This is a genomic window from Streptomyces sp. R35, assembly GCF_041053035.1.
Lineage (GTDB): Bacteria > Actinomycetota > Actinomycetes > Streptomycetales > Streptomycetaceae > Streptomyces > Streptomyces lutosisoli.
Window position 1 is genome coordinate 10,219,500 of the sequence record NZ_CP163440.1, and the last position, 25,775, is coordinate 10,245,274.

Consider the following 25,775-nt stretch of genomic DNA (forward strand, 5'->3'; position numbering starts at 1 on the left):
GAGACGCGAAGAGGCCGGTCACCGAGGTGACCGGCCTGTCGTCGAAAGAAACCTGAGCAGGTGTGATCACACCTGCTCGAAGTCGCCCGCCAGTGCCGAGGCGATCCGCAGATGCGACTCCGCCTCGTCATGCCGCCCCTGGCGCTGCAGCGTGCGCCCCAGCATCAGCCGGGCGTAGTGCTCGACCGGGTCGAGCTCCACGAGCGCACGCAACTCCGTCTCGGCGCGGCGCAGTTGAGCCGAGTGGTAGTAGGAGCGCGCCAGCAGCAGCCGGGGTCCGACCTGCTCCGGCACCTCCTCGACCAGCCCGCCCAGAATCCGCGCCGCGGCGGCGTAGTCCTTGGCGTCGAAGTACATCCGCGCCCGCTCCCAGCGCTCCGCGGCCGTCCCGTGGTCGTAGTACGTCGTTTCCACTGCTGACCTCCTTCGAGAGGCCACAACCGCCAGGGTTGGTTGAATATTCCACAACAGGCTCTCGCCCCGCTGTGCTGCGGGAAGTTGCTTACGCGCCCGCCAGCTCCGCGTTCGCCCGCTCCGTGACGAGGGTCAGCACGCGGCCGGCGGTCGCCAGGTCCTCGGCCGGAATGTCCGCGTACAGCCGGGCCGCGATCTCGTTGCCGGCGGTGCGGATCCCCTCGAACAGCTCCCGGCCGCTGTCCGTGAGCGACACCCGTTCGGCCGTCGGCTCCTCCAGCAGCTTCCGGGCCGTCATCTCGTCGACGGTGGCCCGGGCCGCGGGCTCCTCGATCTTCAGCGCCCCGGTCAGCCGGCCCACGAGCCAGTCGCGCTCGACGGTCCCGCCGTTGTCGGAGACGGCGCGGAGGGCCACGGACTGGTTGAAGGTGGTGCCGCTGCGGGCGAGCACGCTCTCCAGGAGGGCTCGGCTCGCGTAGTGCGCCAGACCTATGGCCTGGCCGCCAACGGGGGGAGTGCTGATGGGGGGAGTGGTGATGGTCATGACTGCTCCTTGTCGGGATGTCGGTCGTTGTCACGATGTGGGCCGATGCCGCGATGCGCGTCGGTCTCGGCCTGCGGATCGAGTGGTACGTCGAGCAGGGTGGCCAGTTCGCGGCTGAACGCCTTCGTACGCTCGCCGTCGAGCCCGCCCAGGGGTTCGAGAAGCTGGTCCAGGAGTCCCTGGACCACCCGGATCGCGCGGCGTGCGATCTCGCGCCCCTCGTCCGTAAGGGTCAGCTGGATCGCCCGGGGGTCCGCCGGATCCCGGGTGCGGTCGACGACGCCTGCCGCCTCCAGGGCGCGGGCCAGCTTCGACACGTAGAGCGCTTCGAGTCCGGTGTGGTCGGCGAGCCGGCGCTGACTGGGCCGCAGCCCCTCCCTGTCCATGCCGTACAGCGACGCCACCAGCGAGTACTGCGCGTGGGTCAGGCCCAGCGGGGCGACCGCGCGGTCGACGGCCACGCGCCATTTCATCGACAGACGCCAGACCAGGAAACCTGGCGTCGCCTTCTCGGGTACCGAACTCATGAGAGAAACCATACATGGCTACTATATCCATGGCTACTATTTTCGGACGGGTCCGACCAACGGCGTACTCGCCTGCGACCGAGGTCCTAGGTCCCGCGCCGGTTCTGAGCCAAGTGCCCCTCGATGGGCGGGTCGATGGCCTGACGGAGGGTCCCCGACGGGGCTAGGTTGTGCGCCATGAGCAATCTTGATCGCGAGGCGGTTCCCGCACTCTGCGGTGGCCGCGGTTTCGTGGTGGCCGAGCCGGTGCGTGAACTCCTCAGCCCCCGCCGGGTCAAGCTCGGCGAGTCCACCGAAGTCCGCCGCCTGCTGCCCAACCTGGGCCGCCGCATGGTCGGCGCGTGGTGCTTCGTCGATCACTACGGGCCCGACGACATCGCCGACGAGCCCGGCATGCAGGTCCCGCCGCACCCGCACATGGGCCTGCAGACCGTCAGCTGGCTGCACGAGGGCGAGGTGCTGCACCGCGACTCCACGGGCAGCCTGCAGACCATCCGCCCGCGCGAACTGGGCCTCATGACCTCGGGCCGCGCCATCAGCCACTCCGAGGAGAGCCCCAAGTCGCACGCCCGCCTCTTGCACGGCGCGCAGCTCTGGGTCGCCCTCCCCGACGGCCACCGCCACACCGACCCGCACTTCGAGCACCACGCCGACCTGCCCGTCGTCACGGCTCCCGGCCTCAAGGCCACGCTCATCCTGGGCACCGTCGACGGCACCACCTCGCCCGGCACGACGTACACCCCGATCGTCGGCGCCGACCTGGCCCTGGCGAGCGGCACCGACGTACGACTGCCGCTGGAACCCGACTTCGAGTACGCCGTCCTGTCCATGTCCGGCGAGGCCCACGTGGACGGCGTACCGGTACTCCCCGGCTCGATGCTCTACCTCGGCTGCGGCCGCAGCGAACTCCCCCTGCGCGCCGAGTCGGACGCCGCGCTCATGCTCCTGGGCGGCGAGCCCTTCGAGGAGGAGCTGATCATGTGGTGGAACTTCATCGGGCGGTCCAACGAGGACATCGCACAGGCCCGTTCGGACTGGATGACGGGCTCCCGATTCGGTGAGGTGGTGGGCTACGACGGTGCGCCACTGCCCGCTCCTGAACTCCCGCCTGTGCCCCTGAAACCGCGTGGAAGGGTCCGCTGACCTGGGCTTCCAGCCCTGGTGCAGGCCTCTCGCGGGACGCTTGTGCTGGGGCGAGGCGCCACCAAGTGCCTGGGTGGCGAAGGGGAGGAGCCCTGGTCGATCAAGGCTCCGTGATCCTGGCGGGTGATGCCGGTGCGGCCACTGTCGTACGCGTGGCCGTCAACTACGTGGTGCCGTTCTGCGTGTCGAGCGCCGGATTCCTCAGCTGCCGCCGCGCCGCCTGGCGGGGCGAGCGACGCCCGCTCACAGCGCCGGGCCTGCCATCATCCGGTCCACCGACGAACCGCTCATCTGCAGACCGGGCAGCAGCCAGTCCTGGAACGGGGCGAGCACGGCCAGTACGAGGAAGGCGAGGCCGACCGCCCAGCTGAGCCAAGGACCCCCGCGCCACAGCTTCTCCAAGAAGATCACGGCGGCCAGTCCCGCCATCGCCGCCACGTTCATCACGCCGAGCGGGATCAGGACGATCATCAGGCCCCAGCAGCAGCCGACGCAGTAGAGCCCGTGGTGCGCGCCCACCCGCAGGTCCTTCGCCCACGGCCGGAACCGTGCGTACCGCAGCAGCTGGAACATCGGGTTGCGGCAGTGCCGCAGACAGATCCGTTTCAGCGGTCCGAACTGCTGCACTCCCGCGAGCAGGAAGGCTGCCGCGCCGATCCAGCGGCCCGCGTCGGCGTGGCCGTCGACCAGGTACCCGGTCGCCGCCAGGATCGCGTACACGAGCAGCCCGAACCCGGCCCAGGCCAGCAGACAGCCGCCGATGAACTCGCTGATGCGCAGGGCCCGGACATGGCCCGCCGCGCTGCGATTGATCGCCTGGACCCAGGTGAGGGCGACGGGCGCCAGTGACGGCAGCATCATCGCCGCCATCATGACCACCCACAGGAGCAGGAAGAGTGGGAGTGCCAGGCCCATGGTGCCCGGCTGCATTCCCATGCCGCGGGACTGAGCGACCGTGAGCACCCACGCCAGAGCGGCGATGAGCGTCAGCAGAGTCCAGCCGAGGGCCAGATCACGCCTCGGCAGCAGGACCCCGGGCCGGGTGGGCTCCGGCGCGGCGAGGTGAGGATGCAGCATGGCGTGCCTCCTGGGAACGCCCACCACGGACAGCGGTGAGCAGTCCGAAGACACCTCCAGCAGATCACAGAATCGGAGGGCCCAAAAGCGGACGGAGGGGAAGCTGCTCTCGGCGGTGACCGGACTTCCCTTGTGCTGCGGCCGACGGGTTGTTCTCCAAAGCGGCGGAACGGCGGCTCTTCGTGGTCACCATGGCTGGGCTGCGGCCACCGAACTGATCTCGTGCGCACGCGGAGAACGGCAGGCAGATGCCCTGCCGGGCCAGACCGGCTCAGTGCTGTGTCTTCCCCGCTTCGGGCGGTGTGCGGTGAGGCGGCGACCCCGCGCAGGACTGGGGTTTCCTCGGCGTGCAGACGCATGCCGGCGCTGCCACCGACTCGTATGCCGCCCTCTTCGTCGACGAGCGCGCCGACGACCAGCAGCGCGCCGCGCCCGGCACCATCTTCAGCGGTGAGGTGGGGGGCTGGCCGAAGGAGTTCGGTGAGCTCGCCCCCCTTCGAGGTGCGCGGTATGGAAGTCGCCCCTGTCATCGTGGAGATCGACGAGGATCTGGGACCGTGGAGCGTCGAGGTCCCGGGCCGGGTCACCGCCCGCGCCGAGGCCCTGGCCGGTCCCACCCCGCCCGCCGGCGCGCGGGTGCAGGTCCCAACGCCGGCGGTGCCGAGGTCGGCCCTGGCCAGATCGCCACATGGGGCCGCGCCACGACGGACCAGGCCGACGCCTTCGGCTTCAGCTGGGACCGCAGCGGCAAGTCGAGCAAGCATTTCCCGTTCGACTGGAGCGGCCCCGACTGATCAACCCCGCTGTACGGAAACGGAATCCAGATCCCTGCCCGCAGGGCAGGTCGGGACCGGACGGCCATTCAGGCCTTGCCGTACTCGTCGTGGCGGCGCAGCCAGAAGGCCTCCTCGCCGTCCTCGTGGCGGCCCAGCGGTGTCCGGTCGAGGAGGCCGTAGTAGGCCATGGCGGGTTCGAGGCCGCGCGCGGTGGTGACGTACGTCCGGTGGACGGTGCCGTCCGAGAGCGCGTAGGCGCTCATCCCGGGCCCTTCGGTGACGTAGTGGAGCACGTCCGTGCCGGACAGTTCCGCCATCTGATTCACGGTCGGCGGGATGTCGCCGTCGAGGAACGGCCTGAGCTCATCCTCGGTGTACTGCAAGCCGAGGTCGCGGTGGAAGTCGCTGCCGCCGGCGGAGACCCAGTCGAAGCTCCAGCCCATGCGCTCCCGGTAGGCGAGGAGCTTGTCGATCGGCGCCCGCGAGGAGCAGATCAGCGTCACGTCGCGGGCCTTGAGGTGGATCACGTTGGGCGCGAGGGTGTCCGCGATCGAGGAGCAGACCGTGCATCCGGCCTCGTACGGCGGACCGAACATGAAGTGGTATATGAGCAGCTGCGAACGTCCGTCGAAGAGGTCCGCGAGCGACTTGGTCCCGTCCTCGGTCTCGAAGCGGTAGTCCTTCTCGACCGGCACCCACGGAAGCTCCCTCCGCTTCCGCGCGAGCTCGTCGCTGCGCCGGGTGAGTTCCTTCTCCTCCACGAGCAGCTCCTGGCGGGCTGTGTCGAATTCCTCCTGTGTGCCGACCCTGTGCGTTGGCATTGCCTTCTCCCTCCTGCGCGGGAGCACCACCGGACGTGTGCGGTGGCCTGCGGCGGCTGCCGGCAGTGCCTGCACCGGCGTAACCGTCAGGCCTCATATCCACCGTACGCGCGGTGACAGGCCCTTGCCTTACAAGATCATTATCGTGGCCCCGCCGGCCGGCGCCTCCGTGTTGAACGCGGTCGCGGACAGTCCCGGCTGGCTGTGGGCGGCCCGCCTCGGCCAGGGCGCCGCGGCTTCCGCCCTTTCCCCTTCGGCCTCCGCCATGGTCGCCCGCGTGAATCCGGCGGCCAAGTAAGGCCGCGCGTTCGGCAGTTACGGCAGCTGCCGCTTCAGCTCGAGGACGCGCTCCCGTTGGTGCGTCAGTCCGGCTTCAGTGCCGACGGCGCCAGAACGGGGTGTCCCAGCGTTGTTCGCGTCGGTACTGGGCGGTCCGTGCTCCCGTGAGTGCTCCACTTCGCGACCATCTCGTCAGCATCGCCGACGTCGCGGTCCCACTCCCGGAACGCCTCGGCCGCGACCTGAATGAGCGCGTCGTGCTCAGGCTCGGGAAGGACTTCGTCGGGGTGGGAAGCAGGCCATCAGTAGGTGTGGCACGCGTGGAAGTCGCCCTGCCAGGGCAGGGCCATGTACTTGGCGCGGCCATGGCAGCCGTAGGAGAATCAGTGGAAATGCATCTCGGTGGCCAGATCCCCTTCTTCTTCGTAGAACTCCCGCCCTATCGCGAGCTGCAGTTCAACGCCGTCCGGTCCGCCGTCCAGAAACTTCGCGGTCACCTGGTTGCTCTCGTGCAGTCTGTCTGCCGGGCGATCCGCCCTTCCGGCGATCTCAAGCCGCGGGCCCTTGCGGAGGATGTCATCGGTGAGCACAGTGCCCCCGTTGCCTGAGGCTTGCCGAATCGCGATGTGATGGTCGAAGTCCGGAGCCTTGGTGATCCAATGCGCGAGGAAAAGCTCACTTCCCTTCCCGAAGGCCAGGTAATTCAGGGCCGGGGGCCGGGAGGCGTGATGGTCGAAGTGCCGGAAATTGATAACGCGTTGCACCTCGACGGTCACCGGGTCGAGGATTTCGGTGCCGCCTCGCTCGAAATGACCTCGAAACAACGTACCGGTGAACGAGGTGAGCTTGGGCTCTTGCCCTTCCGGGGCGACGAGATCTGAGATGCGGAACGGTTCGGGGGCCAGCGTGTACACAGCTGTTCCCGTAGTCCGGCGGTCATCGGCATAGATCTGCCGCGCGTCACCTGTCGCGCTCTTCAGGGTGACTTCAAGAACGTACTGAACGGCGTGGGGATCCATGAACATCGGCATGTGGGACAGATAGACCGTCCCCTCACCCAGCACGACCATTCCATGGGAAGCCTTCGGCTCGCCGATCGGCATCGGGATCATCTCCGTTGCGAAGTTCATCCGTCGTTCCCGTGCGGGGACTTCTCCTTGGGCCTTTCTCAGGCTTGCACGTGGTCTGGAAGATCGCCATTCATGGTCAGATCACGCCCGTTGAAGCGACACCGTGACGTGGCTACTGGAACTGCTCGGTCCGGCCGGCGACGAGCCGGCCGGACCGAGCAGTTCCAGCCGGGCCGATTGTGCGGTTGTGGCGTCCGGCACGGTGGCGTCGGCCTGGCCGCGGGTGAGAGCCGACCGTCAGGGGGTCAGCGTGATGTCCAGGTCGTCGTGGTCTCCGACGTCCTGCATGCGGTAGCCGATCTGTGTGGAATCCGTGCTGCTCGTCCACTCACACCAGTCGAACGCGCGAGACGGAGCCTGCCGGGCGAGGTCGCCGGCCCAGAACGCTCCGTCCGCGGCGTGTGCGAAGTAGCACCAGTAGCGGTTGATGTCCGACAGATCGCCGCCGTGGACGACAGCGCTCTGTCCGGGAGCCAGATTCCACCAGCCCTTCTTCGTCCAGTCTCCTCCGTCAACGCAGTTGGGCGTGTACCACATGATGGTCACGGAGAGCTTTTGCGGGTACTGGTTGATGAATTTCAGCATCAGTCGTTCCCCTCGCTCAGCGGTCGTACGGCAGGCCCTCTGCTTTTCGCCTCTGCGCTCTGCTCGGGCCAGCTGGGGGAATGCTCCGACCCGCTCAGCCCGGGACGGTGCGACACACTCAGCGACTTGCGGACCTTGGGGCCGTCTGACGATGCGCCGAAATCGGCGGTCGGGCTCACGCTCACCGTAAACTCGGTGGCATCCTTACCCGGCATTTATTCCGCTCCTCACGTCAATTGCCCGCAGTGAAGGGGCATTTCCTGTTTGTCATCTAAGACGGCCGATCTCCCCGGTGGTCGTATTTCCGCAGGCGACACGGACAGCTGTCACCTGATGGACCCAATTCCGCATGGCAGGCGCCCGGCCCCGATCGTCGAGAGGTTGCGGTGCCTGCGGCGGCATGGTCGCGGCTGCCCAGATGATCGCGTTGCAGGCGTCGTACATATGTGCGTCACTGGCTGTAGATGCAACCAAAAGGTCCCTTTTGGGAAGGATTTGACATGGTTGATCTTTCTACTGTGCAGGATTCCACGGTCGCCGTCTGGTCGGATTTCTGCGCCATCGCGCCCAGTCCGGAACTGCGTGCCAGGACGCTGCAGGAACTGGAGCGGGTCCGCAGCGAATCGGACGTGGCGAGTATGTTCCGGCTCGGTGGTGCCCCGCGCATGCTCGGCTTCGACGACGGCGCCATCATCCCGGCCGACGAATTCCCGCCGGGCACACCGCACGAGGCCATCCGCACCGCTGCTGCCACCCGCGCCTCGCTGACCGGCGCGATACGGGTCGTCGTCGTCCTGGCGGACTTCGCGGACAAGCCGATGACCGCGGACAGGGAGCACTTCGAGAAGCTGTTCTTCTCCCTCGGTGAGCTCCCGCACGGCAGTGTCCGGGACTACTACCGCGAAGTGACGCACGGTCTGGTGGACATCGTCGGCGAGGTCACCGGTCCCGTCCGGCTGCCGCAGAAGCTCTCCTGGTACGCCAACAACAACTTCGGCATCGGCCGCCCGGCCGGGCAGGCGCGCGCGCAGATCATGGCCCGGGACGCCGCCGTCAGCGCCGACCCGCTCATCAACTACGCGCCGTACGACAACGACGGCAACGGTTTCGTCGACGCCTTCATCGTCCTGCACGCCGGCGCGGGGGGCGAAGCCACCGGCAACCGCGGGGACATGTGGTCGCACAAGTGGGTCCTGCCGAACGCGTACAACGCCGACGGCGCCCGGATCTACGGTTATCTCACCATTCCCGAGGACGCCAAGATCGGCGTCTGCGCCCACGAGTTGGGGCACCTGCTGTTCGGTTTCCCCGACCTGTACGACATCGACGGATCGTCGGAAGGGGTCGGCAACTGGTGCTTGATGGGCGCCGGTTCATGGGGCGGCGGCGGTGACATCCCGACGCATCCGTCGGCGTGGTGCAAGGTCCAGCAGGGCTGGGCCGAGGCCGTCAACGTCACGAGCAATGGGACGCTGTCCATCCCTGACGTCAAGAACAGCTTCGAGGTGCAGCGGTTGTGGAGGGACGGCCTGCCGGGGAACGAGTACTTCCTGGTGGAGAACCGTCAACAGACCGGATACGACAGCTCGTTGCCCGCCTCGGGCATGCTGATCTGGCATGTCGACGAAGGCGAGTCGGACAACACGAACGAGAACCACTACATGGTGGGCCTGGTCCAGGCGGACAACCAGCGTGACCTGGAAGGGGCGGCGAACCGCGGTGACGACGGCGACACCTACCCCGGGAGCACCGGCAACAGCTCGTTCAGCCCGTCGAGCCAGCCCAGTTCCCGGTCGTACACCGGGGCCGCGACCGGTGTCTCCGTCACGGACATCTCGGCGCCGGCCGCCACGATGACCGCCACGGTGTCGATCTCGGCGGCGGGTGCCGTGCGTGCGCCCGTCCATGCCATGGCCAGGCACGAGACGGAGGACGTACCCGGGCTGGTCAAGACGATCCACGACCTTCAGGACCGGCTCGCCGCACTGGAGCAGGCCATGGCGCCTTGGGCGGGCGCCGAGGCGTTCCTCGAACAGAGCCTGCGGTCCGAGCTCAGGGGTACGACGGGCGGCCCGCAGCCTTTCGCCAGAGCGAGCGACGCCCACGGCACGCGCCGGCACGAAGGCCCGCCTCACCGGTGACCGTCGGACATGGTGCAGGCGATCGACAACCGCACTGATCTGGTCGCGCGGCTGGTCAGTACAGGGCCCCATCCGCGGCTGGCGGGCTGGGACCGGGCAGAGGTGGACGTACTCGACGCCGAGCCGGTAGCCGGCTACGCCGACCTGCTGTCGAGCAACGTCGGGCAGCGCATGCCGTTCGCCGTGCCCAGCCCACTCATGACGGACGCGGTGCCGGGGTCCACCATCCGTGCGAGGGCCAGACTGGCCGCCTCGGGTGAGGCGATGGCCGAGAACAGGCCCGCTCCGGGCACCTTCGTCGTCGAACCGCCGAAGTGAGGGGATGCGTCAGCGAGGGGGCCGACCCTGGGTCGGCCCCCTCGCTCCTGTCCTCTTGTAGTGGTCCGGCGGGTACACCGTGGACGGTTCACCCACCTTGTCCTGTGTCCCGGGCCAGATCGGCTTCGGACACCATGATGACTTCGGGGCGTGGCGGGAACTCGTGATCGGTCTCTGGCACTTCACAGGCCGAGGGTTCCAGTTGTGGACGCCAGTGCGATGGGGGAATCGGTTCGGTCATGGTCGGCCCTCCTGGCGGTGCGCTGCGGAGGCGAAACCGAACTGAAACACGGTCACAAGCCTGATATAAAGGGCTATTTCAGTGAGTATTTCCTGATTAGCCGCCAAAATACACATCCGGACCAGCGGCAGACTCATTTCCCTGACGTGCCCTCAGGCAGGAAAAGAGGGGGTGTTCTGACGCTCAGTTGATGATGGGCGAAGCGATGACGACGGTGATGTCCGCGGCATCTGTGCCGGTGCGGTAGATGTGAGGGGCGTCTCCGGCGAAGGCCAGGAGATCTCCCGGGCCCAGGCGATGGGGAGCGTCGGTGGGTCCGGCGGTGACACGGCCGGAGGCGACCAGCAGGTGCTCGACCGTGCCGGTCGCGTGCGGCACGCCCTCCAGTTCGGTGCCCGGCGGCATCCGCAGCCGCCAGATCTCCAGGCTGTTGCCGCCGCTGATCCGGCGCAGCAGTTCCCGTCCGACCTCGCCCTCCACCGCGGCCGTACCGGCCACGAACACCGGGCCTGGATCGGTGTCCCGGGTCAGCAGGTCGGTCAGCGGAATCCGCAGCGCCACCGCGAGCGCGTCGAGTGTCTCGATCGTGGGATTGCCCTTGCCGGCCTCCAGCTGCGACAGCGTCGCCTTGCTCAGGCCCGAGCGCCGGGCCAGCTCGGAACCGGTCATGCCGCGCTGCTCACGGCGCCGCCGGATCTGCGCGCCCACCGCGGCGGCGGTGCTGCTGGCAGGCCGCCGGTCGGCCGGTGCCCCCGCCATCACCGGGGCCTGTGCGCGGCGGTGTAGGAGACGCGGATACGGCCCTTCTTGACCTTCAGTGTCGGCAGGGCCACCTCGGCGAGGTCGGCGAGGCTGCGCACATGGGTACCACCGCAGGGCGCGGCGTGCAGGGTCCCCAGACGCACGATGCGCTGCCCCTGCTCGCCATGGTCCGCGGTCACGGGCAGGTCCTCGGCGATGGCCGCCGCGACCGTCTCCCGCAGGGCTGCGGTCAGCTCTTCCCGCCCCTGCGGGTCGGCCAGCCGGGCATCGGGCCGGTCCGCGGTGAACTCGATCCGCGCCTGACCGGGGAAGTGGATGTTTCCGGCGCAGGTCCATCCCTGGGCGCGGCCGGCCGCCTCGATCAGGTGCCCGGCCGTATGCAGCGCCGCATGAGTCTTACGCGCCTCCAGGTCGATCCGGGCCTTGACCGGCTGTCCCTCAGTGAAGACCGGCAATCCAGCACCTTCGGGCGCCCGCGCCACGATCAGCCCCGACTCGTGGTCCCGCACCGGGACGACCTCGCTCCCGTCCAGCCACCCCCGGTCGGCGGGCTGGCCACCACCCTGCGGGTGGAACAGGCAGTCCGCGACCGCCACCCACGGCGCGCCCTCCCGGCTTCCCACGGCGATCACCTGTGTGTCGGCCTGATCCCGGTACGTGTCCTTGAGGTAGGTGCTGACCTGCATGCCACTCTCCACTTCACCAAACGATGTGTTCACTATAACGAACGTTCGCGGAGAGGAGCGCCTCCCATGCGCCTCCCTGAGGGGATCGGCGCCCTAGGCTTCCACCCGGCACCGGCACCGACCCCAGGAGCGCACACCGTGTTCGACCCCGCAGCGGAGCACCCGTACCCCGACGCCGACCGACCGGACGAGGCGCCCGCACCGCACGCACTGCTCGAGCCCGTGCTCGGCCTCTTGGGCTCTTGGTACGGCCGGGGTCAGGGCGGGTACCCGACGCTCACCGAGGAGTTCTCGTACGCGCAGGAGGTGACCTTCAGTCACGACGGCCGCCCCTTCCTGCGCTACGAGGCCCGGGCCTGGCTGCTCGACGCCGATGAGGCACCGCTGCGTCCGTCGGCCCGGGAGAGCGGCTGGTGGCGGCTTCAGCCCGACGGCCGGGTGGAGGCACTGATCACCCAGCCCACCGGCATCGCGGAGATCATGGTGGGTCGTGCGAGCGACAACACGGTCGACCTCGCCACCCACGAGGTGGCCCTCGCCCCCACCGCCAAGAAGGTCGGCGCCACCCGCCGTCACTACGTGCTGACCGACGACGGCACGCTCACGTTCGTCCACGACCTGGAGGCGGTCGGTCAGCCGTTGCAGCACCATCTCTCGGCACGGCTGCGACGCAAGGGCTAGGAAGGGTCGCGCGGAGTCGCGAAGGGCCGCGCGCCTTGCCCGCGCCGCGTGCCCGGCGCACGCTGGTCGTATGGCTGGTCACGACGGGCCTACGCTCATCACATCCGTGCGGCGGGCCTTCCGCCTGCTGGAGGCGGTGGGCGAGCACGAGAACGGCGTGCCGGCGAAGCAGCTGGCACGTGAGACGGGTCTGCCCCTGGCCACCGCCTATCACCTGCTGCGGACGATGGTCCACGACGGATACGTACGGAAGCTGGACGACGGCGGGTTCGTCCTGGGTGACAAGGTGCAGACACTGCACACCACGGGGCGCGGGCAGGCGCTGCTCAGCCGGGTCCGTCCCACGCTCGCCGCTCTGCGGGACGAACTCGCTACCGCCGCCTACCTCACGTTCTACGAGGAGGGCGAGATCCGGGTCGCCGAGATCGTCGACGGCCCCCGGGCGCCCCGGGTCGACCTCTGGGTCGGATTCGAGGACGCGGGGCACGCCACCGCGCTCGGCAAGGCGGTGCTGCGAGAACTGGATGACGGCTCCCGCGAGGACTACCTCTCCCGGCATCACCTCGCCGACCTCACACCACGCACCATCACCAGCCGTCCGGGGCTGCTCCGCCACCTCGACTCCTCGCCCTTGGCCCCTGCGGTCACGGACCTGGAGGAGTATGCCCTCGGTACGGTCTGTGTCGCCGTGCCCGTCTACAGCGGGGACACGCTCGGCTCGCTCGGTGTCTCCATGCCGGCCAACCGGCTCGCCCAGCTCGAGGACGTCCTGGAGCGACTGATCCCGACAGCGAATCGGGTGACCAGGGGCCTGTCGCTCACTATCTGAAAATCCTGTTCTTGTGGCGCCCGAGCCAAACCCGTTTCCTGGATGAAACAGACATTTCAGGAGTGCGTCCGGCGCACAGATGAGGACTGCGGACAAGACATGAGCCAGGCCCGAGACCACGGTCGCGACCACTGGCCGATGCGGGCGTTCAGGGACCGGGTGGCCGGTCCCGGGGCACCGGTCCGGAGGCGTATCGCCGTGCAGATGGCCGCCGCTACGCCCGTACTGCCCGTGCTGTTCGTCTGCGCCATCGTGCTCATCGGCGTCGTCGGTGTGTCGGGGATGATCTGGCTGCCACTGTTCGCGGTCGGCCCCGCGCTGGCCGCCACCACCAGCGGGCCGCGCGGAGTCCTCTGTGTCGGCCTGCTCGCCGCGGTGCTGGGCGCGACGCTCGGAACCAGGGACGGTGTTCCGGCCCGCGAGCTGTCGGCGGTGCTGTCCGCCCTGGTGGCCGTCACACTGGCGAGTGGTCTGGCCAGTGCGCTGCGCGGGCGTCGTGAGCGGGTGCTCGCGGCCGTCCGTTCGGTCGCGGAGGCCGCCCAGCACGCGCTTCTCAAGCCGGTACCCGCGACCGTGGGCCCGTTCCAGGTGGCTGTCCGTTACAGCGCCGCGGCGGCGGAGGCCCGTATCGGCGGGGATCTCTACGCACTCGTGCCCACCCCGTACGGAGTCAGGCTGATCGTCGGCGATGTGCGCGGCAAGGGGCTGCCGGCCGTGAGCACCGCCGCACTGGTGCTCGGTGTCTTCCGTGAGGCCGCCTACGACGAGCCCGATCTCCTCGCCGTCGTCGACAGGATCGAGCGGAGCCTGGCGCGCAACCTCGGACCTGACGACTTCGTCACCGCCGTGGTCGCCGGATACCCGCAGGCAGGGCATCTGGAGCTGGTCAACTGCGGACACGCGCCTCCGTTGCTGGTCCGCGCATCCGGAAGCGTCGTGGCGGTCGAGCCGACCCATCCGGCCCCGCCCCTCGGGATTCGTGCCCTCACGAACGAGACGCCCAGCCTCCAGGTGCTGCCCTTCGCCGACGGGGATCAGCTGCTGCTCTACACCGACGGGGTCACCGAGGCCCGCAACCACAGCCGTGAGTTCTACCCGCTGGCCGAAGGGCTGGCACGCCACTTGTGCGACGAGCCGGCGCGCACCCTCACCGCGCTCCACGACGAACTGCTGGCCCATGTGGGCGGCCGGCTGCACGACGACGCGGCGCTGCTTCTGCTCCAGAAGCCGGCCGCTCCCGGGCCGGCGGTTCCCGGACCGGCCGTCCCGGAACCGGCGATGCCGACGCAGCTGTAGGCCCGCCCGCGTACACGGGGGCGGCCGTCAGCTGTCGTAGTCCACGCTCAGGGTCTCGGAGACGGGGAAGGACTGGCAGGTAAGGACATAGCCGGCGTCGACCTCGGCGGGTTCGAGGGCGTAGTTGCGGCGCATGTCGGCCTTGCCGTCGGTGACCAGGGCCCGGCAGGTGCCGCACACACCGCCCTTGCAGGCGAAGGGCAGGTCGGGCCGCGTCTTCTGGGCGCCGTCGAGGATGCTCCGGTCGCGGCGCAGGGCGGAGGCCGTGGAGCGGCCGTCGAGCGTGATGGTGACCTGGCTGACCGGGCCCTCGGTGGCCGCGTCCTGGTGGTGCACCTCCCGTACGGGCTCGTCGTCGGCGTAGAACAGCTCCTGGTGGACACGGTCGCCCGGCACGCCGAGCCCGGCCAGCACCTGCTGGGCGTCACGGACCATGCCGTGCGGGCCGCACAGCCACCAGTGGTCCGCGCCCGCCACGTCGACCAGCGAGTCCACGAGCGCGGACAGCCTTTCGGCGTCCAGCCGGCCGGAGAGCACTTCGGCCTCGCGCGGTTCGCGGGAGAGGACGTGGGCGAGCTCGAACCGGGCCGGGTAGAGGTCCTTCAGGTCGGCCAGTTCGTCGGCGAACATCACGGTGCCGGCACGCCGGTTGCCGTAGAAGAGGGTGACCGTCGAGCGGGAGTCCGCGGCCAGGACCGACTCGGCGATGGACACCATGGGCGTGATGCCGGAGCCCGCCGCGATCAGCACGTGATGGCCCGGGGTGGTGAGGTCGGGCGTGAAGGCGCCGGTCGGGGCCATGACCTCGACCGTGTCACCGGGGCGCACCTCCTTCACGAGCCAGGAGGAGAACAGCCCGCCCGGCACCACCCGCACCCCGATGCGGGGTACCGATCCGGCCGGAGAGCAGATGGAGTACGAGCGGCGCTCGTCGCGGCCGTCGATCGCGCGCCGCAGGGTGAGCGACTGCCCGGGGGCGAAGGTGAACTCCTCGGCCAGCTCCGCGGGGATGTCGAAGCTGACCGCCGCCGCGTCCTCGCACAGGGGCTGCACGGCGGCGACCCGCAGGGAGTGGAAGGCCGGCCGGCGGCGGGTACGCGGGCGTACCGCCGGGGCGCCGGCCGGCTCCATCAGGTCGTCCATCAGATCTCCTTGACGTACTCGAACGGTTCCAGGCAGGCGCGGCAGCGCCACAGCGCCTTGCAGGACGTGGCGGCGAAACGGGACGTCTCCTCCGTGTCCGCCGAGCCGCAGCGCGGGCAGGCCACCGTCCGGCGGGTGGGGGTCAGTACCAGCGGTACCGGACCGGCGGTCCGACGGGGTGCGGCGCCGGGCGGGGCGATCCCGTGTTCGGCGAGCTTGCGGCGGCCCGCCGGAGTGATCCAGTCACTGGACCACGGCGGGTCGAGAACGGTGCGGATCTCCACGCGCGCATACCCGGCGTCCTTCAGTCGCGCGGCGACACCCGCCCGCATCTCCGCCATCGCCGGACAGCCCGAGTAGGTCGGCGTCAGGCTCGCGACGACCGTGCCGTCGGGGCCGAGCGACACCTCGCGCAGCACGCCCAGGTCGGCCAGCGTCAGCATGGGCAGCTCGGGGTCCGGCACCTGCTCGGCGATGTGCCGGGCCTGCCGCACGTCGGTCAGTACGGTCACCATGTCGCCTCCGGGTGCGCACGGGCCACGCTCTGCAACTCGGCCAGCAGCGGCGCGAGATGCTCGGTGTGGTCACCGGAGCGGCCGGCTCCGGGCAGCGGCCGGTACACGGGCATGGGCAGTCCGCCCGCCTCCGTGACCTGACGCAGCACGGCGACGACCTCGTCCCGTACGTCGTACGCCGTGAACAACTCACCCAGGTACGGGGCGACTTGCTCCAGAGCCGTACGTGTCCGGCGGTGCGACTCCTCCGTGCCGTCGCCCAGCCGCACCACCCACTCGGCCGCGTACTGCCGGTGGTACGTCAGTTCCTTGACGCCCTTCGCGGCGATCGCCGCGAGGACGGGGTCGGGGGACGCCATGAGCCGCTCGAAGTGCGCGAGCCGCCAGCTGGACAGCACCAGGAGCCGCACGACGGAGAACGCGAAGTCCCCGCACGGGAGTTCGGCCAGACGTACGTTGCGGAAGTCGTCGGCGTCGCGGAAGTAGGCGTACGCGTCCTCGCCGCGGCCCGTGCCGTCGACCTGGCCGGCGCGCGCGTAGAGCAGGCGGGCCTGGCCGAGCAGGTCGAGGCCGATGTTGGCGAGCGCCACCTCCTCCTCCAGCTCGGGGGCGCGGGTGGTCCACTCGGCCAGTCGCTGGGCGGAGACGAGCGCGTCGTCGGCGAGCACGACGCAGGAGGCCGCCAGCTCCCCGGCGTCGACCCCGTCGGGCACGGTGGTGTCGACGCCGTGCAGGGGGTCCTCGAAGCCGGTGCCGTACGCCCAGCGGGTGTCGTCCTCGTGTCCCTCGGCGAGGGTCATGTAGACGTGGTCGTCACTCATGCCCTGCTCCTCAGATGTGCGGGACGTCATCGGGGATGTCGTAGAAGGTCGGGTGGCGGTAGACCTTGTCGGCGCTGGGGGCGAAGAACGGGTCCTTCTCGTCGCGGGTGGAGGCGGCGATGTGCTGCGAGCGCACCACCCAGATGCTGACGCCCTCGTTGCGACGGGTGTACAGGTCACGGGCGTGGGTCAGGGCCATCGCGTCGTCGGCGGCGTGCAACGAGCCGACGTGTACGTGGTTCAGGCCGCGCTTGCCCCGTACGAACACCTCGTACAGCGGCCAGCCGTCCTTCTTGCCGTCGGTGTCGCTCATGCCGCCGCTTCCTTCCGGGCTCGCTCATTCTGCTTGGCCGCGTGGGCGGTGGCCGCCTCGCGGACCCAGGCGCCCTCTTCGTGGGCTGTGCGCCGCCGGGCGATCCGCTCGGCATTGCACGGTCCGTCGCCCTTGATGACGCGCATCAGCTCGTCCCAGTCCGGGGTGCCGAAGTCGTGGTGTCCGCGCTCCTCGTTCCAGCGCAGCTCGGGGTCGGGCAGGACGACGCCCAGCTTCTCGGCCTGCGGGACGGTCATGTCCACGAAGCGCTGGCGCAGCTCGTCGTTCGAGTGCCGCTTGATCTTCCAGGCCATGGACTGGGCCGAGTTGGGCGAGTTGTCGTCGGGCGGACCGAACATCATCAGCGACGGCCACCACCAGCGGTCCACCGCGTCCTGGACCATCGCCCGCTGGGCGTCGGTGCCGCGCATCATCGTCAGCAGCAGCTCGTACCCCTGGCGCTGGTGGAACGATTCCTCCTTGCAGATCCGCACCATGGAGCGCGCGTAGGGTCCGTACGAACTCCTGCACAGCGGTACCTGGTTGCAGATCGCCGCGCCGTCGACGAACCAGCCGATCACGCCGACGTCGGCGAAGCTCAGGGTGGGGTAGTTGAAGATCGACGAGTACTTCTGCCGGCCCTCGATCAGCCGCTCGGTCAGGTCGGCGCGGTCGGCGCCCAGGGTCTCCGCCGCCGAGTACAGGTACAGCCCGTGTCCGGCCTCGTCCTGGACCTTGGCGAACAGGATGGCCTTGCGGCGCAGCGACGGCGCGCGGGTGATCCACTCGCCCTCCGGCTGCATGCCGATGATCTCCGAGTGCGCGTGCTGCGCGATCTGCCGGATCAGCGTCTTGCGGTAGCCGTCCGGCATCCAGTCGCGCGGCTCGACCCGCTGGTCGCGCGCGATAGTCGCGTCGAAGTGCTCCTGGAGCTGCTCTTCGGCCGCCGGCCCGACGCCGTCGGCGCTCGCGGCGGCGGAGTGTGTCGTGGTCATCGATACCAGCTTCCCTACCGACCATTCGTTCGGTTCTAGTGTGACGGTTTTCTTCCGGCCGGGCAAGACTTTCGCCCGGCCGGGCAGCACCTGGGCGTGGTCAGGGCCGGGCACGATCAGGGCCGGGCATGGCCGGACCGGTGCCGCTCACGGCCAGGCGTAGAAGCCCTGTCCCGTCTTCCGCCCCAGCTCGCCGCGCGCGACCTTGTCACGCAACAGCCGCGGCGGCGCGAAGCGCTCCCCGAGCGTGGCGTGCAGGTGTTCGGCGATGGCGAGGCGTACGTCGAGTCCGACCACATCGGTCAGGCGCAGCGGGCCCATGGGGTGCCGGTAGCCGAGACTCATGGCGTCGTCGATCGCCTCCGGCTCGGCGACCCCCTCCTCGACCATGCGGATCGCCTCAAGGCCCAGGGTCACTCCGAGGCGGCTGCTGGCGAACCCGGGGGAGTCCTTGACGACGACGTCCTTCTTGCCCAGCGCGCGTGTCCAGTCGAGCGCCAGCCGCAGGGTCTCCTCCCCGGTCTCCGGTGCGACGACGATCTCGATCAGCTCGGAGGCCGGCACCGGATTGAAGAAGTGCATGCCGAGGAAACGCCCGGGGCGGGAGAGGGCCGCCGCGAGGTCGGTGACCGACAGGGAGCTGGTGTTGCTGGCCAGCACGGTCGCCGGACTCACGACCCGCTCGGCGGCGGCGAGCAGCCGGGCCTTCAGCGACGCGTCCTCGGGGACGGCCTCGACGACGAGACCGCACGTACGCGGCAGCTCGTCGACCGAACCCACGACGAAGACCCGGCCGAGCACGTCCGCGGCGGGCTCGCTGAGCCTGCCGCGCTCGGCGGCCCGCTCCATCCCGGTGGCGACCCGGTCCAGAGCGGCGGCCACGGCTCGCTCACCGCTCTCCACGACGGTCACGGATGAGCCCGCGGCCGCGAACGACTGGGCGATGCCCGCGCCCATCCGGCCGCCGCCGATCACGCCCACGACGGCGGGTGCGGACGGAGTGCTCATTGCGGCGGTGCTCATCCCCTGCTCCTCTTCTCCAGGAAGCGACTCATCCGCTCCCGCTTGTCCTCTCCTTCGAACAGCACCGCCTGCGCCAGGTCGTCGGCGACCGGGTGGGCGCCCGGCGAGTCGACCACGAGCTTGGTCAGGCGCAGAGCCGCGGCCGAGGAGCGCGCCATGCGGTCCAGCAGCGCGTGCGCCGCGTCGAGGAGTTTGTCGGCCGGTACGACATCGATGACCAGCCCCGCTGCCAGCGCCGCCCGCGCGTCCAGGTTCCGGCCGGCGAGCAGCACCTGCTTGGCCACCGACTCACCGACCAGCTCGGGCAGCCGCCAGCAGGCCCCGGCCGCGGCGAGGATGCCGAGTCCCGGCTCGGGGTTGCCGAACACCGCGTCCGGTCCCGCGATGCGCAGATCGCAGGCGTACGACAGCTCCGCACCCCCGCCCAGCGCCCAGCCGTCGACCGCGGCGAGGGTCGGCATGGGCAGCCTGCGCACCCGCTCGAAAAGACGGCTGTTGATGCCCCGCAGGGCTTCGTCGCGGCCACGTCGCAGCAGCTCCGCGATGTCGGCGCCGCCCGCGAAGACCCCGCCGTGCCCGGTGAGCAGCAGGAGCTTCGGGTCCTGTTCCAACAGGTCGCAGACGGCGTGCAGTTCGCGGATCATCAGCCCGCTGATGGCGTTGCGGGCCTCGGGCCGGTGCAGGGTGACGACGACCCGGTCGTCGCGCTCCTCGACCAGGAGCGTCTCGTACGGGGTGCTCATCCGCGTCCCTTGGCCAGCGGGGACGCGTAAGCGGCGCTCATACGCGTTCCACGAGCATCGCGACGCCCTGCCCGACTCCGACGCACAGTGTCGCCAGGCCCCGGCGGGCGTCCTCGCGCTCCAGCCGGCCGAGCAGCGTGAGCAGGATGCGGGCGCCGGAGCAGCCGAGGGGATGGCCCAGCGCGATGGCGCCGCCGTCGGCGTTGACCCGCTCCTCGTCGAGCTTCAACCGCCGTATCACCGCGAGTGCCTGCGCGGCGAACGCCTCGTTCAGCTCGACCGCGTCCAGGGCGCCGGTCTGCCAGCCGGCACGGGCGAGGGCCTTCTCGGTGGCGGGGACCGGGCCGAGACCCATCAGGTTCGGCTGTACGCCGGCCGAGGCGGAGGTGATGATCCGGGCGCGCGGGGTGAGCCCGTACCGCTGGACGGCCGCCGCGCTCGCCACCACCAGTGCGGCGGCGCCGTCGGACAGCGGGGAGGAGGAACCAGCGGTGACGATGCCGTCCGGGCGGAAGATGGTCCGCAGGCCGCCGAGCTTCTCCGGCGTCGTGCCCGGGCGCGGGCCTTCGTCGCGTACGACCGCGCCGTCCTTCACCGGCACCGGCACGATCTCGCGGTCGAACCGGCCGGCCTCCCGCGCGGCCACCGCCCGCTGGTGGCTGCGCAGCGCGAAGGCGTCGGAGTCGGCGCGGGTGATGCCGTCGAGCGCGGCGACCTCTTCGGCGGTTTCCCCCATCGACAGGGTCACCTTCGCCGTCCCGGGGCCCGCGTCGGCGGCCACGGCCCGGTCGGCGGCCGTGAAGCGCGGGTTGGTGAAGCGCCAGCCCAGCGACGTGTCGTGCACCTCGCCCGGCTTGGCCCAGGGGGTGCCGGGCTTGGCCATCACCCAGGGCGCGCGGGTCATCGACTCCACCCCGCCCGCGACGACCAGGTCGGCCTCACCGGACCGGATCGCCTGGGCCGCGCTCGCGACCGCCGTCAGCCCGGACGCGCACAGCCGGTTCACGGTGTAACCGGGCACGGTGTCCGGGAGCCCGGCGAGCAGCACGGCCATGCGGGCCACGTCCCGGTTGTCCTCACCGGCCTGGTTGGCCGCCCCGAGGATCACCTCGTCCGCGGCGTCGCCCGGTATCCCGCTGCGCCGCACCGCTTCGCCGACGACCAGCGCGGCGAGGTCGTCGGGCCGTACGGAGGCCAGCGCGCCTCCGTAGCGGCCCTGCGGGGTGCGGGCTCCGTCGATCAGAAAGACCTCGTCAGGCATGGACGGACTCCTCTGTGGACTCCCCGGCCTGCCCCAGCAGAGTGCGCTGGCGGGCGAAGAAGTCCGGACGCTCGGGGGCTTTCCGGGGCATGCGTTCCACCTCTTGACAGGCAGTGGTGATGCTGGATTACTTGGCCGTGCCGCACGCTAACCGAATGTTCGGTCGGGCCACAAGGTGGTGAAAAAGGTGACGCAGACCACGGACGCGACATCGGCGGGGGCGACACCCACCGAGGCGATGTTCGCCGCGGACGAGGCGTCCCGGGCGCTGGGCATCGAGCTCCGCGAGCAGGGCGAAGGGACCGCCACGCTCCGGATGACCGTGACCCCGGCGATGGTGAACGGACACCACATCGCCCACGGCGGCTATCTGTTCCTGCTCGCCGACACCGCCTTCGCCTGTGCCTGCAACAGCCACGGACCCGTGACCGTCGCGGCCGGAGCCGACATCGACTTCGTCGCCCCGGCGTACGAGGGCGACGTCCTGGTGGCCACGGCTCGGGAGCGCATCCGGTTCGGCCGCAGCGGCATCTACGACGTGAGCGTTCTGCGCGGCGACGACGTGATCGCGGAGTTCCGCGGACGCAGCCGCAGCATCCGGAGCACGACGACAAAGGAGTCGCAATGAGCACCGCACCGACGCCCGGCGCGGCCACGGGACCGAGCCCGGCCCGCCTGGGTGAGCCGCTTCCCCAGGATCTGCTGGACGAGGGCGAGCGCCTCACCCGCGAGCAGCTGAGGGAGCTTCAGCTCGACCGGCTGCGGGCGACGTTGCGGCACGCGTACGACAACGTGGAGCTGTACCGCAAGAAGTTCGACGCGGCCGGGCTCAAGCCCGACGACTGCCGTTCCCTTGAGGACCTGGCCCGGTTCCCCTTCACCACCAAGGCGGATCTGCGGGAGACGTACCCCTTCGGCATGTTCGCCGTCCCGATGGCGGACGTACGGCGCATCCACGCCTCCAGCGGCACCACGGGCCGCCCCACGGTCGTCGGCTACACCGAGAACGACCTCTCCATGTGGGCGGACGTGATCGCCCGCTCGATCCGCGCGGCCGGCGGCCGCGCGGGCCACAAGGTGCACATCTCCTACGGCTACGGCCTGTTCACCGGCGGCCTGGGCGCGCACTACGGCGCCGAGCGGGCCGGCTGTACGGTGATCCCGGCCTCCGGCGGTATGACGGCCCGCCAGGTGCAGATCATCCAGGACTTCAAGCCCGAGATCATCATGGTCACCCCGTCCTACATGCTCACCCTGCTCGACGAGTTCGAGAGGCAGGGCGTCGACCCGCGCACGACCTCCCTTCAGGTGGGCATCTTCGGGGCCGAGCCGTGGACCGAGGCGATGCGCCGCGAGATCGAGGAGCGCATGGACATCCACGCGGTCGACATCTACGGCCTGTCCGAGGTGATCGGCCCGGGGGTCGCCCAGGAGTGCGTCGAGACGAAGGACGGGCTGCACGTGTGGGAGGACCACTTCTACCCCGAGGTGGTCGATCCGTTCACGGACACGGTGCTGGCCGAGGGCGAGGAGGGCGAAGTGGTGTTCACGTCCCTCACCAAGGAGGCCCTGCCGATCATCCGTTACCGGACCCGCGACCTGTCCCGGCTGCTGCCCGGCACCGCCCGGCCCGCCTTCCGCCGTATCGAGAAGATCACCGGCCGCTCCGACGACATGATCATCCTGCGGGGAGTGAACGTCTTCCCCAGCCAGATCGAGGAGATCGTGCTGGCAACGCCCGGAGTCGCGCCGCACTTCCAGGTGCAGTTGACCCGGCGCGGCCGGATGGACCACATGACCGTCCGCGTCGAGGCACGCCCCGGGGCCGGGACCGAGCAGCGGGAGGCGGCCGCGAAGGCGATCGTCCAGGGTGTGAAGGACGGGGTGGGTGTCACCGTCGAGGTGGCGATCGTCGACCCCGAGACGTTGGAGCGCTCGCTGGGCAAGCTCCGCCGGGTGAAGGATCTCCGCGAACAGTGACCGGGTGGTGACCGGCCCGGGAAGCGGGGCCGACGAGCATCGCGGCCCAGGGTTCGGGGCCGGTCGTCAGGGCGCCGGGATCAGGAGAGTTCGCCGAGCTTGTAGTCGAACCAGATCCGGCAGCTCTCATACGACGGATCGTATCGGCGCCGCCCGGACGCGACCGGGGCGAGTGGGGGCACCTCCCACGCCCTTGAGGCAGTGGGGGAGCGCACATGACGCCGCGAGGCGCGCGGGAATGTGACGACAGGGCCTAGCGAGCGGTCAGGCCCGCGGGCTTCGCCGACGGGCCTGGGCGCGTGCGCGCCTTGGGGGGAGTGAGCGCACCGTGCCCCGCGGTGCAGACGACCACGGCTTCGACCGGCTCGCCGCAGTCGGCGTGCGTGACCTCCAGGGGCGGACCTTCCGGATCCGCCGCGTAGCGGTCACCCCACTGCTTGAGGGCGATCATCGCCGGCCACAGTTCCCAGCCCTTGCGGGTGAGCCGGTACTCGTAGCGGGTGCGGCTGCCGGGCTCGCTGTAGGGGACGGTGTCCAGGATCCCGGCCCCGACCAGCTTGCGCAGCCGGTCCGCCAGCACGGACTCGGACAGCCCGACGTGCCGCCTGAAGTCGTCGAAGCGCCGTACGCCGTTCATGGCGTCCCGCAGGACCAACAGCGACCACTTCTCGCCGACCAGGTCGAGGGTGCGCTGGACCGTGCAGTTCTCCGTGCTTGTGTCGAGCCACGTCATGCCCCCCATCGTAGGTTGGCTTCGACATTGACATCCAGGCCTGGCGCTGGCTAGCTTCGAATACAGAAGCCAGATCATTCGAGGAGCGCCATGGGCAGGTCACGCACAGTCGACTGGGAGGACCCGGCCGTCTCGGCCGGCGCGGTCGGACAGCACAGCGGTCTCGACTTCCTCCGCGAGATGCAGGCCGGGCGGCTCCCCGCGCCACCGATCTCGGCGACCCTCGGCATGACGCTCGAGGAAGTCGAGTACGGCCGAGTCGTCTTCGCACTGGTGCCCGGTGAGGAGCACTACAACCCGATCGGCAGCGTTCACGGCGGCGTGTACGCCACCATGCTGGACTCGGCGGCGGGGTGCGCGGTGCAGTCGGTCCTGCCGCAGGGCACGGGGTACACCTCGCTCGACCTGAACGTGAAGTTCCTGCGGCCGGTCACCGTGGACACCGGCAAGATCCGAGCGGTCGGCACCGTCCTCAACAGCGGCCGCCGCACGGCCCTCGCCCAGGCCGAGCTCTTCGACTCCGCCGACCGGCTGCTCGCCCACACCACCAGCAGCTGCCTGCTGTTCCCCGTCTGACCGGGCACGGCGAGTCGTGGCGCCGGGGAACCTCCGGAGAGCGGGACCCGGAGGCGAACCGGCGTCCGGTCACTGGCGCTTGGCTGGCGGCCAACCCATGGAGCGGCGAGTTCCGTTGGTCCCGGGCGACGCTCGGCGAGCGCGGCCTTACGTCGTGGGATGGTCGCGTACGGGGAGATCGAGCACAACGGTTTCTGGCAATGCTGACGGAGGCTCAGATAGCTGTCGTGCGGCGAGCGTTGGACACGTACAGGACCTGCCGGCACCTGCTGTCGGGGTCCCACCCGCGATGGCCCGGTGGCGCCGAGACGAAGCACCGCCGACCACGACCGTGCCGCTGCCGTGGCTCCCCGAAGGATCCGAACCCCGTGTGCTGTTCAGAGCAGGCCCCCGGGCGACCTCGAACGAGACGACTGCGGGCGTGCTCTGGGAGTGGGGCTGCTGGCCGAGCGGTCCGCCATGCCGATCGGGTTCGGCTGAACGGAAACCTCGAAGTGCCAGGTCACAGACGGTTTCAGGGGTGGGTGAAAGCCCGGAACTCGCGCCCTGCGGCGTGATGGAATAGGGGATGACAACGTTCTGGACGGGTAAACGAGTACGCTTGCGCGGTATCGAGCCCGACGACTGGACCGCTTTCATGCGCTTCGCCGCCGACGAGGAGCGGTCGGGAGACCTGCTGCACCCACCCCGTTCCGCCGAGGGCTACCGCGCCTGGGCGAAGGAGCAGGCCGCCGCCAAGTCCGATGGCGACCGCTTCCAGCTGGTGGTCGAAGCCATCGAGACGGGGGAGACGGTCGGCGCCGTCGGCTCGCACCAAGCTGACCCAACTGCGGGCTGGTTCGAGTACGGCGTCACAATCGGCGCTGATCATCGACGCAAGGGCTACGCGGCAGAAGCCGTCGTTCTTCTGCTGCGCTTCATGTTCGCAGAGCGGCGCTATCACAAGTGCGAAGCGCGGATCTTCGCGCACAACGAGTCATCGCTGGCATTTCAACGTCGGCTCGGATTTGTGGAGGAGGGCCGCCTCCGTGATCGAGTGTTCTTCGCCGGCCGGCACCACGACCTCGTCGTGATGGGCCTGCTCGCCGGCGAGTTCGCCCAGCTGCAATCGATGAGTGAACTGTGAGCCGTCGGGCCCACGCCCGGCTCCGGCTCGCCTGGTCGTCGGCCGTCGGTCTCCGGCGCCCGGGACGAACATGGCCGAGCCGGACAAGCTGACGCCCGCCCGCCCGCCAGTCCGCCAGCCAGCCAGCCAGCCCGCCCGCGTCCGCGCTCGCGAGATGCGCGGCCCGGGCGGGGATCCCGCGGCGAGGCGTTCCAGTACGTCCACGACAGTGCGGCCGAGGCGTTCCCATTCGTTGCCGAGGGACAGCTACCGGCCCTGCCCCAAAGGCCCCTGGGAGCATGGGGTAGGGGTCGACC

The 25,775-nt window shown here is 70.0% G+C and carries 30 protein-coding genes; 12 read left to right on the plus strand and 18 right to left on the minus strand.

All coding sequences use genetic code 11. The features are described 5' to 3' along the window. Positions 1-66: 66 nt before the first annotated feature. The 3 genes from AB5J50_RS45875 to AB5J50_RS45885 all read right to left on the minus strand — a co-directional run bounded on the left by AB5J50_RS45875 (position 67) and on the right by AB5J50_RS45885 (position 1,485). The gene (locus AB5J50_RS45875) at positions 67-414 is read right to left on the minus strand and encodes a tetratricopeptide repeat protein (RefSeq protein ID WP_327433923.1); all 348 of its coding nucleotides are present in this window, start codon (positions 412-414) and stop codon (positions 67-69) included. A gap of 88 nt (positions 415-502) precedes the next feature. Continuing rightward, entirely contained in the window at positions 503-958 is a 456-nt protein-coding gene (locus AB5J50_RS45880; protein ID WP_369264483.1) for a MarR family winged helix-turn-helix transcriptional regulator, read from the minus strand. Continuing rightward, entirely contained in the window at positions 955-1,485 is a 531-nt protein-coding gene (locus tag AB5J50_RS45885) for a MarR family winged helix-turn-helix transcriptional regulator (RefSeq protein ID WP_369264484.1), read from the minus strand. Before AB5J50_RS45885 ends, AB5J50_RS45880 begins: the two co-directional genes overlap by 4 nt. A 177-nt stretch (positions 1,486-1,662) precedes the next feature. On the opposite strand from AB5J50_RS45885, the gene AB5J50_RS45890 reads away from it, so the two are divergent. Further along, positions 1,663-2,628, plus strand: coding sequence for a pirin family protein (locus AB5J50_RS45890; RefSeq protein ID WP_369264485.1), 966 nt, complete (start codon positions 1,663-1,665; stop codon positions 2,626-2,628). 243 nt (positions 2,629-2,871) lie between these two features. Here the strand turns inward: AB5J50_RS45890 and AB5J50_RS45895 are convergent, their stop codons facing one another. After that, a complete protein-coding gene (locus AB5J50_RS45895; RefSeq protein ID WP_369264486.1) occupies positions 2,872-3,705 on the minus strand; it encodes a DUF2182 domain-containing protein in 834 nt (277 codons plus the stop codon). Positions 3,706-4,052: 347 nt separating this feature from the next. Between AB5J50_RS45895 and AB5J50_RS45900 the strand changes: the two genes are divergently transcribed. Beyond that, entirely contained in the window at positions 4,053-4,499 is a 447-nt protein-coding gene (locus AB5J50_RS45900; RefSeq protein WP_369264487.1) for a DUF1326 domain-containing protein, read from the plus strand. Positions 4,500-4,567: 68 nt separating this feature from the next. Here the strand turns inward: AB5J50_RS45900 and AB5J50_RS45905 are convergent, their stop codons facing one another. After that, entirely contained in the window at positions 4,568-5,302 is a 735-nt protein-coding gene (locus AB5J50_RS45905; RefSeq protein ID WP_369264488.1) for a DUF899 domain-containing protein, read from the minus strand. A 145-nt stretch (positions 5,303-5,447) separates the two neighbouring features. On the opposite strand from AB5J50_RS45905, the gene AB5J50_RS45910 reads away from it, so the two are divergent. Then, positions 5,448-5,600, plus strand: coding sequence for a hypothetical protein (locus AB5J50_RS45910; protein WP_369264489.1), 153 nt, complete (start codon positions 5,448-5,450; stop codon positions 5,598-5,600). Between the two features lie 364 nt (positions 5,601-5,964). Here AB5J50_RS45910 and AB5J50_RS45915 read toward each other — a convergent pair whose 3' ends face one another. Together AB5J50_RS45915 and AB5J50_RS45920 are read right to left on the minus strand one after the other, a co-directional pair. Continuing rightward, positions 5,965-6,711 (minus strand): hypothetical protein, encoded by a 747-nt coding sequence (locus AB5J50_RS45915; RefSeq protein ID WP_369264490.1) that lies wholly within the window; start codon positions 6,709-6,711, stop codon positions 5,965-5,967. Between the two features lie 237 nt (positions 6,712-6,948). Beyond that, positions 6,949-7,296 carry a DUF1036 domain-containing protein gene (locus AB5J50_RS45920; RefSeq protein ID WP_327433931.1) on the minus strand — a complete coding sequence of 116 codons (348 nt, stop codon included), beginning with the start codon at positions 7,294-7,296 and terminating at the stop codon, positions 6,949-6,951. A gap of 500 nt (positions 7,297-7,796) precedes the next feature. On the opposite strand from AB5J50_RS45920, the gene AB5J50_RS45925 reads away from it, so the two are divergent. Together AB5J50_RS45925 and AB5J50_RS45930 are read left to right on the plus strand one after the other, a co-directional pair. Next, the gene (locus AB5J50_RS45925) at positions 7,797-9,437 is read left to right on the plus strand and encodes a M6 family metalloprotease domain-containing protein (protein WP_369264491.1); all 1,641 of its coding nucleotides are present in this window, start codon (positions 7,797-7,799) and stop codon (positions 9,435-9,437) included. 9 nt (positions 9,438-9,446) lie between these two features. Next, positions 9,447-9,755 (plus strand): hypothetical protein, encoded by a 309-nt coding sequence (locus AB5J50_RS45930; protein WP_369264492.1) that lies wholly within the window; start codon positions 9,447-9,449, stop codon positions 9,753-9,755. 424 nt (positions 9,756-10,179) lie between these two features. On the opposite strand, the gene AB5J50_RS45935 is transcribed toward AB5J50_RS45930, so the two are convergent. After that, on the minus strand, positions 10,180-10,755 hold the full coding sequence (locus AB5J50_RS45935) for a helix-turn-helix domain-containing protein (RefSeq protein WP_369264493.1): 576 nt from the start codon (positions 10,753-10,755) through the stop codon (positions 10,180-10,182). Then, a complete protein-coding gene (locus AB5J50_RS45940) occupies positions 10,755-11,444 on the minus strand; it encodes a metal-dependent hydrolase (RefSeq protein ID WP_327433937.1) in 690 nt (229 codons plus the stop codon). The genes AB5J50_RS45935 and AB5J50_RS45940 overlap by 1 nt, the downstream gene beginning before the upstream one ends. A gap of 138 nt (positions 11,445-11,582) precedes the next feature. On the opposite strand from AB5J50_RS45940, the gene AB5J50_RS45945 reads away from it, so the two are divergent. The 3 genes from AB5J50_RS45945 (at position 11,583) to AB5J50_RS45955 (ending at position 14,250) form a co-directional block, all read left to right on the plus strand. Continuing rightward, the gene (locus tag AB5J50_RS45945) at positions 11,583-12,125 is read left to right on the plus strand and encodes an FABP family protein (protein ID WP_369264494.1); all 543 of its coding nucleotides are present in this window, start codon (positions 11,583-11,585) and stop codon (positions 12,123-12,125) included. 70 nt (positions 12,126-12,195) lie between these two features. Then, a complete protein-coding gene (locus AB5J50_RS45950) occupies positions 12,196-12,954 on the plus strand; it encodes an IclR family transcriptional regulator (RefSeq protein WP_369264495.1) in 759 nt (252 codons plus the stop codon). Between the two features lie 204 nt (positions 12,955-13,158). Further along, on the plus strand, positions 13,159-14,250 hold the full coding sequence (locus AB5J50_RS45955) for a PP2C family protein-serine/threonine phosphatase (RefSeq protein WP_369265696.1): 1,092 nt from the start codon (positions 13,159-13,161) through the stop codon (positions 14,248-14,250). Positions 14,251-14,277: 27 nt separating this feature from the next. On the opposite strand, the gene paaE is transcribed toward AB5J50_RS45955, so the two are convergent. The 8 genes from paaE to AB5J50_RS45995 all read right to left on the minus strand — a co-directional run bounded on the left by paaE (position 14,278) and on the right by AB5J50_RS45995 (position 21,064). Next, positions 14,278-15,393, minus strand: coding sequence for a 1,2-phenylacetyl-CoA epoxidase subunit PaaE (paaE, locus tag AB5J50_RS45960; protein WP_369264496.1), 1,116 nt, complete (start codon positions 15,391-15,393; stop codon positions 14,278-14,280). After that, positions 15,393-15,908: a 1,2-phenylacetyl-CoA epoxidase subunit PaaD gene (gene paaD / locus AB5J50_RS45965; protein ID WP_369264497.1), complete on the minus strand. Its 516-nt coding sequence runs from the start codon at positions 15,906-15,908 to the stop codon at positions 15,393-15,395. The genes paaE and paaD overlap by 1 nt, the downstream gene beginning before the upstream one ends. Further along, positions 15,902-16,729, minus strand: a complete 828-nt coding sequence (paaC, locus tag AB5J50_RS45970) for a 1,2-phenylacetyl-CoA epoxidase subunit PaaC (RefSeq protein WP_369264498.1) — start codon at positions 16,727-16,729, stop codon at positions 15,902-15,904. The genes paaD and paaC overlap by 7 nt, the downstream gene beginning before the upstream one ends. A 10-nt stretch (positions 16,730-16,739) precedes the next feature. Beyond that, positions 16,740-17,042, minus strand: a complete 303-nt coding sequence (paaB, locus tag AB5J50_RS45975) for a 1,2-phenylacetyl-CoA epoxidase subunit PaaB (protein ID WP_327433944.1) — start codon at positions 17,040-17,042, stop codon at positions 16,740-16,742. Continuing rightward, positions 17,039-18,037 carry a 1,2-phenylacetyl-CoA epoxidase subunit PaaA gene (gene paaA, locus AB5J50_RS45980; RefSeq protein ID WP_369264499.1) on the minus strand — a complete coding sequence of 333 codons (999 nt, stop codon included), beginning with the start codon at positions 18,035-18,037 and terminating at the stop codon, positions 17,039-17,041. Before paaA ends, paaB begins: the two co-directional genes overlap by 4 nt. Before the next feature lie 147 nt (positions 18,038-18,184). After that, complete coding sequence (locus AB5J50_RS45985; RefSeq protein ID WP_369264500.1) at positions 18,185-19,060, minus strand: 3-hydroxyacyl-CoA dehydrogenase family protein; 876 nt, start codon at positions 19,058-19,060, stop codon at positions 18,185-18,187. Next, complete coding sequence (locus AB5J50_RS45990; RefSeq protein ID WP_369264501.1) at positions 19,057-19,803, minus strand: enoyl-CoA hydratase/isomerase family protein; 747 nt, start codon at positions 19,801-19,803, stop codon at positions 19,057-19,059. Before AB5J50_RS45990 ends, AB5J50_RS45985 begins: the two co-directional genes overlap by 4 nt. Positions 19,804-19,840: 37 nt before the next feature. Continuing rightward, positions 19,841-21,064, minus strand: coding sequence for an acetyl-CoA C-acyltransferase (locus tag AB5J50_RS45995; RefSeq protein WP_369264502.1), 1,224 nt, complete (start codon positions 21,062-21,064; stop codon positions 19,841-19,843). A 238-nt stretch (positions 21,065-21,302) separates the two neighbouring features. Here AB5J50_RS45995 and paaI point away from each other — a divergent pair, with 238 nt between their 5' ends. Further along, positions 21,303-21,692, plus strand: coding sequence for a hydroxyphenylacetyl-CoA thioesterase PaaI (gene paaI, locus AB5J50_RS46000; protein ID WP_327435332.1), 390 nt, complete (start codon positions 21,303-21,305; stop codon positions 21,690-21,692). Beyond that, positions 21,689-23,044, plus strand: a complete 1,356-nt coding sequence (gene paaK / locus AB5J50_RS46005; RefSeq protein WP_327433949.1) for a phenylacetate--CoA ligase PaaK — start codon at positions 21,689-21,691, stop codon at positions 23,042-23,044. Before paaI ends, paaK begins: the two co-directional genes overlap by 4 nt. Before the next feature lie 253 nt (positions 23,045-23,297). On the opposite strand, the gene AB5J50_RS46010 is transcribed toward paaK, so the two are convergent. Further along, on the minus strand, positions 23,298-23,777 hold the full coding sequence (locus AB5J50_RS46010) for a helix-turn-helix domain-containing protein (RefSeq protein WP_327433951.1): 480 nt from the start codon (positions 23,775-23,777) through the stop codon (positions 23,298-23,300). 90 nt (positions 23,778-23,867) lie between these two features. Here AB5J50_RS46010 and AB5J50_RS46015 point away from each other — a divergent pair, with 90 nt between their 5' ends. Beyond that, complete coding sequence (locus AB5J50_RS46015; RefSeq protein ID WP_327433952.1) at positions 23,868-24,353, plus strand: PaaI family thioesterase; 486 nt, start codon at positions 23,868-23,870, stop codon at positions 24,351-24,353. Between the two features lie 568 nt (positions 24,354-24,921). Then, positions 24,922-25,479 carry a GNAT family N-acetyltransferase gene (locus tag AB5J50_RS46020; RefSeq protein WP_369264503.1) on the plus strand — a complete coding sequence of 186 codons (558 nt, stop codon included), beginning with the start codon at positions 24,922-24,924 and terminating at the stop codon, positions 25,477-25,479. Positions 25,480-25,775 lie beyond the last annotated feature (296 nt).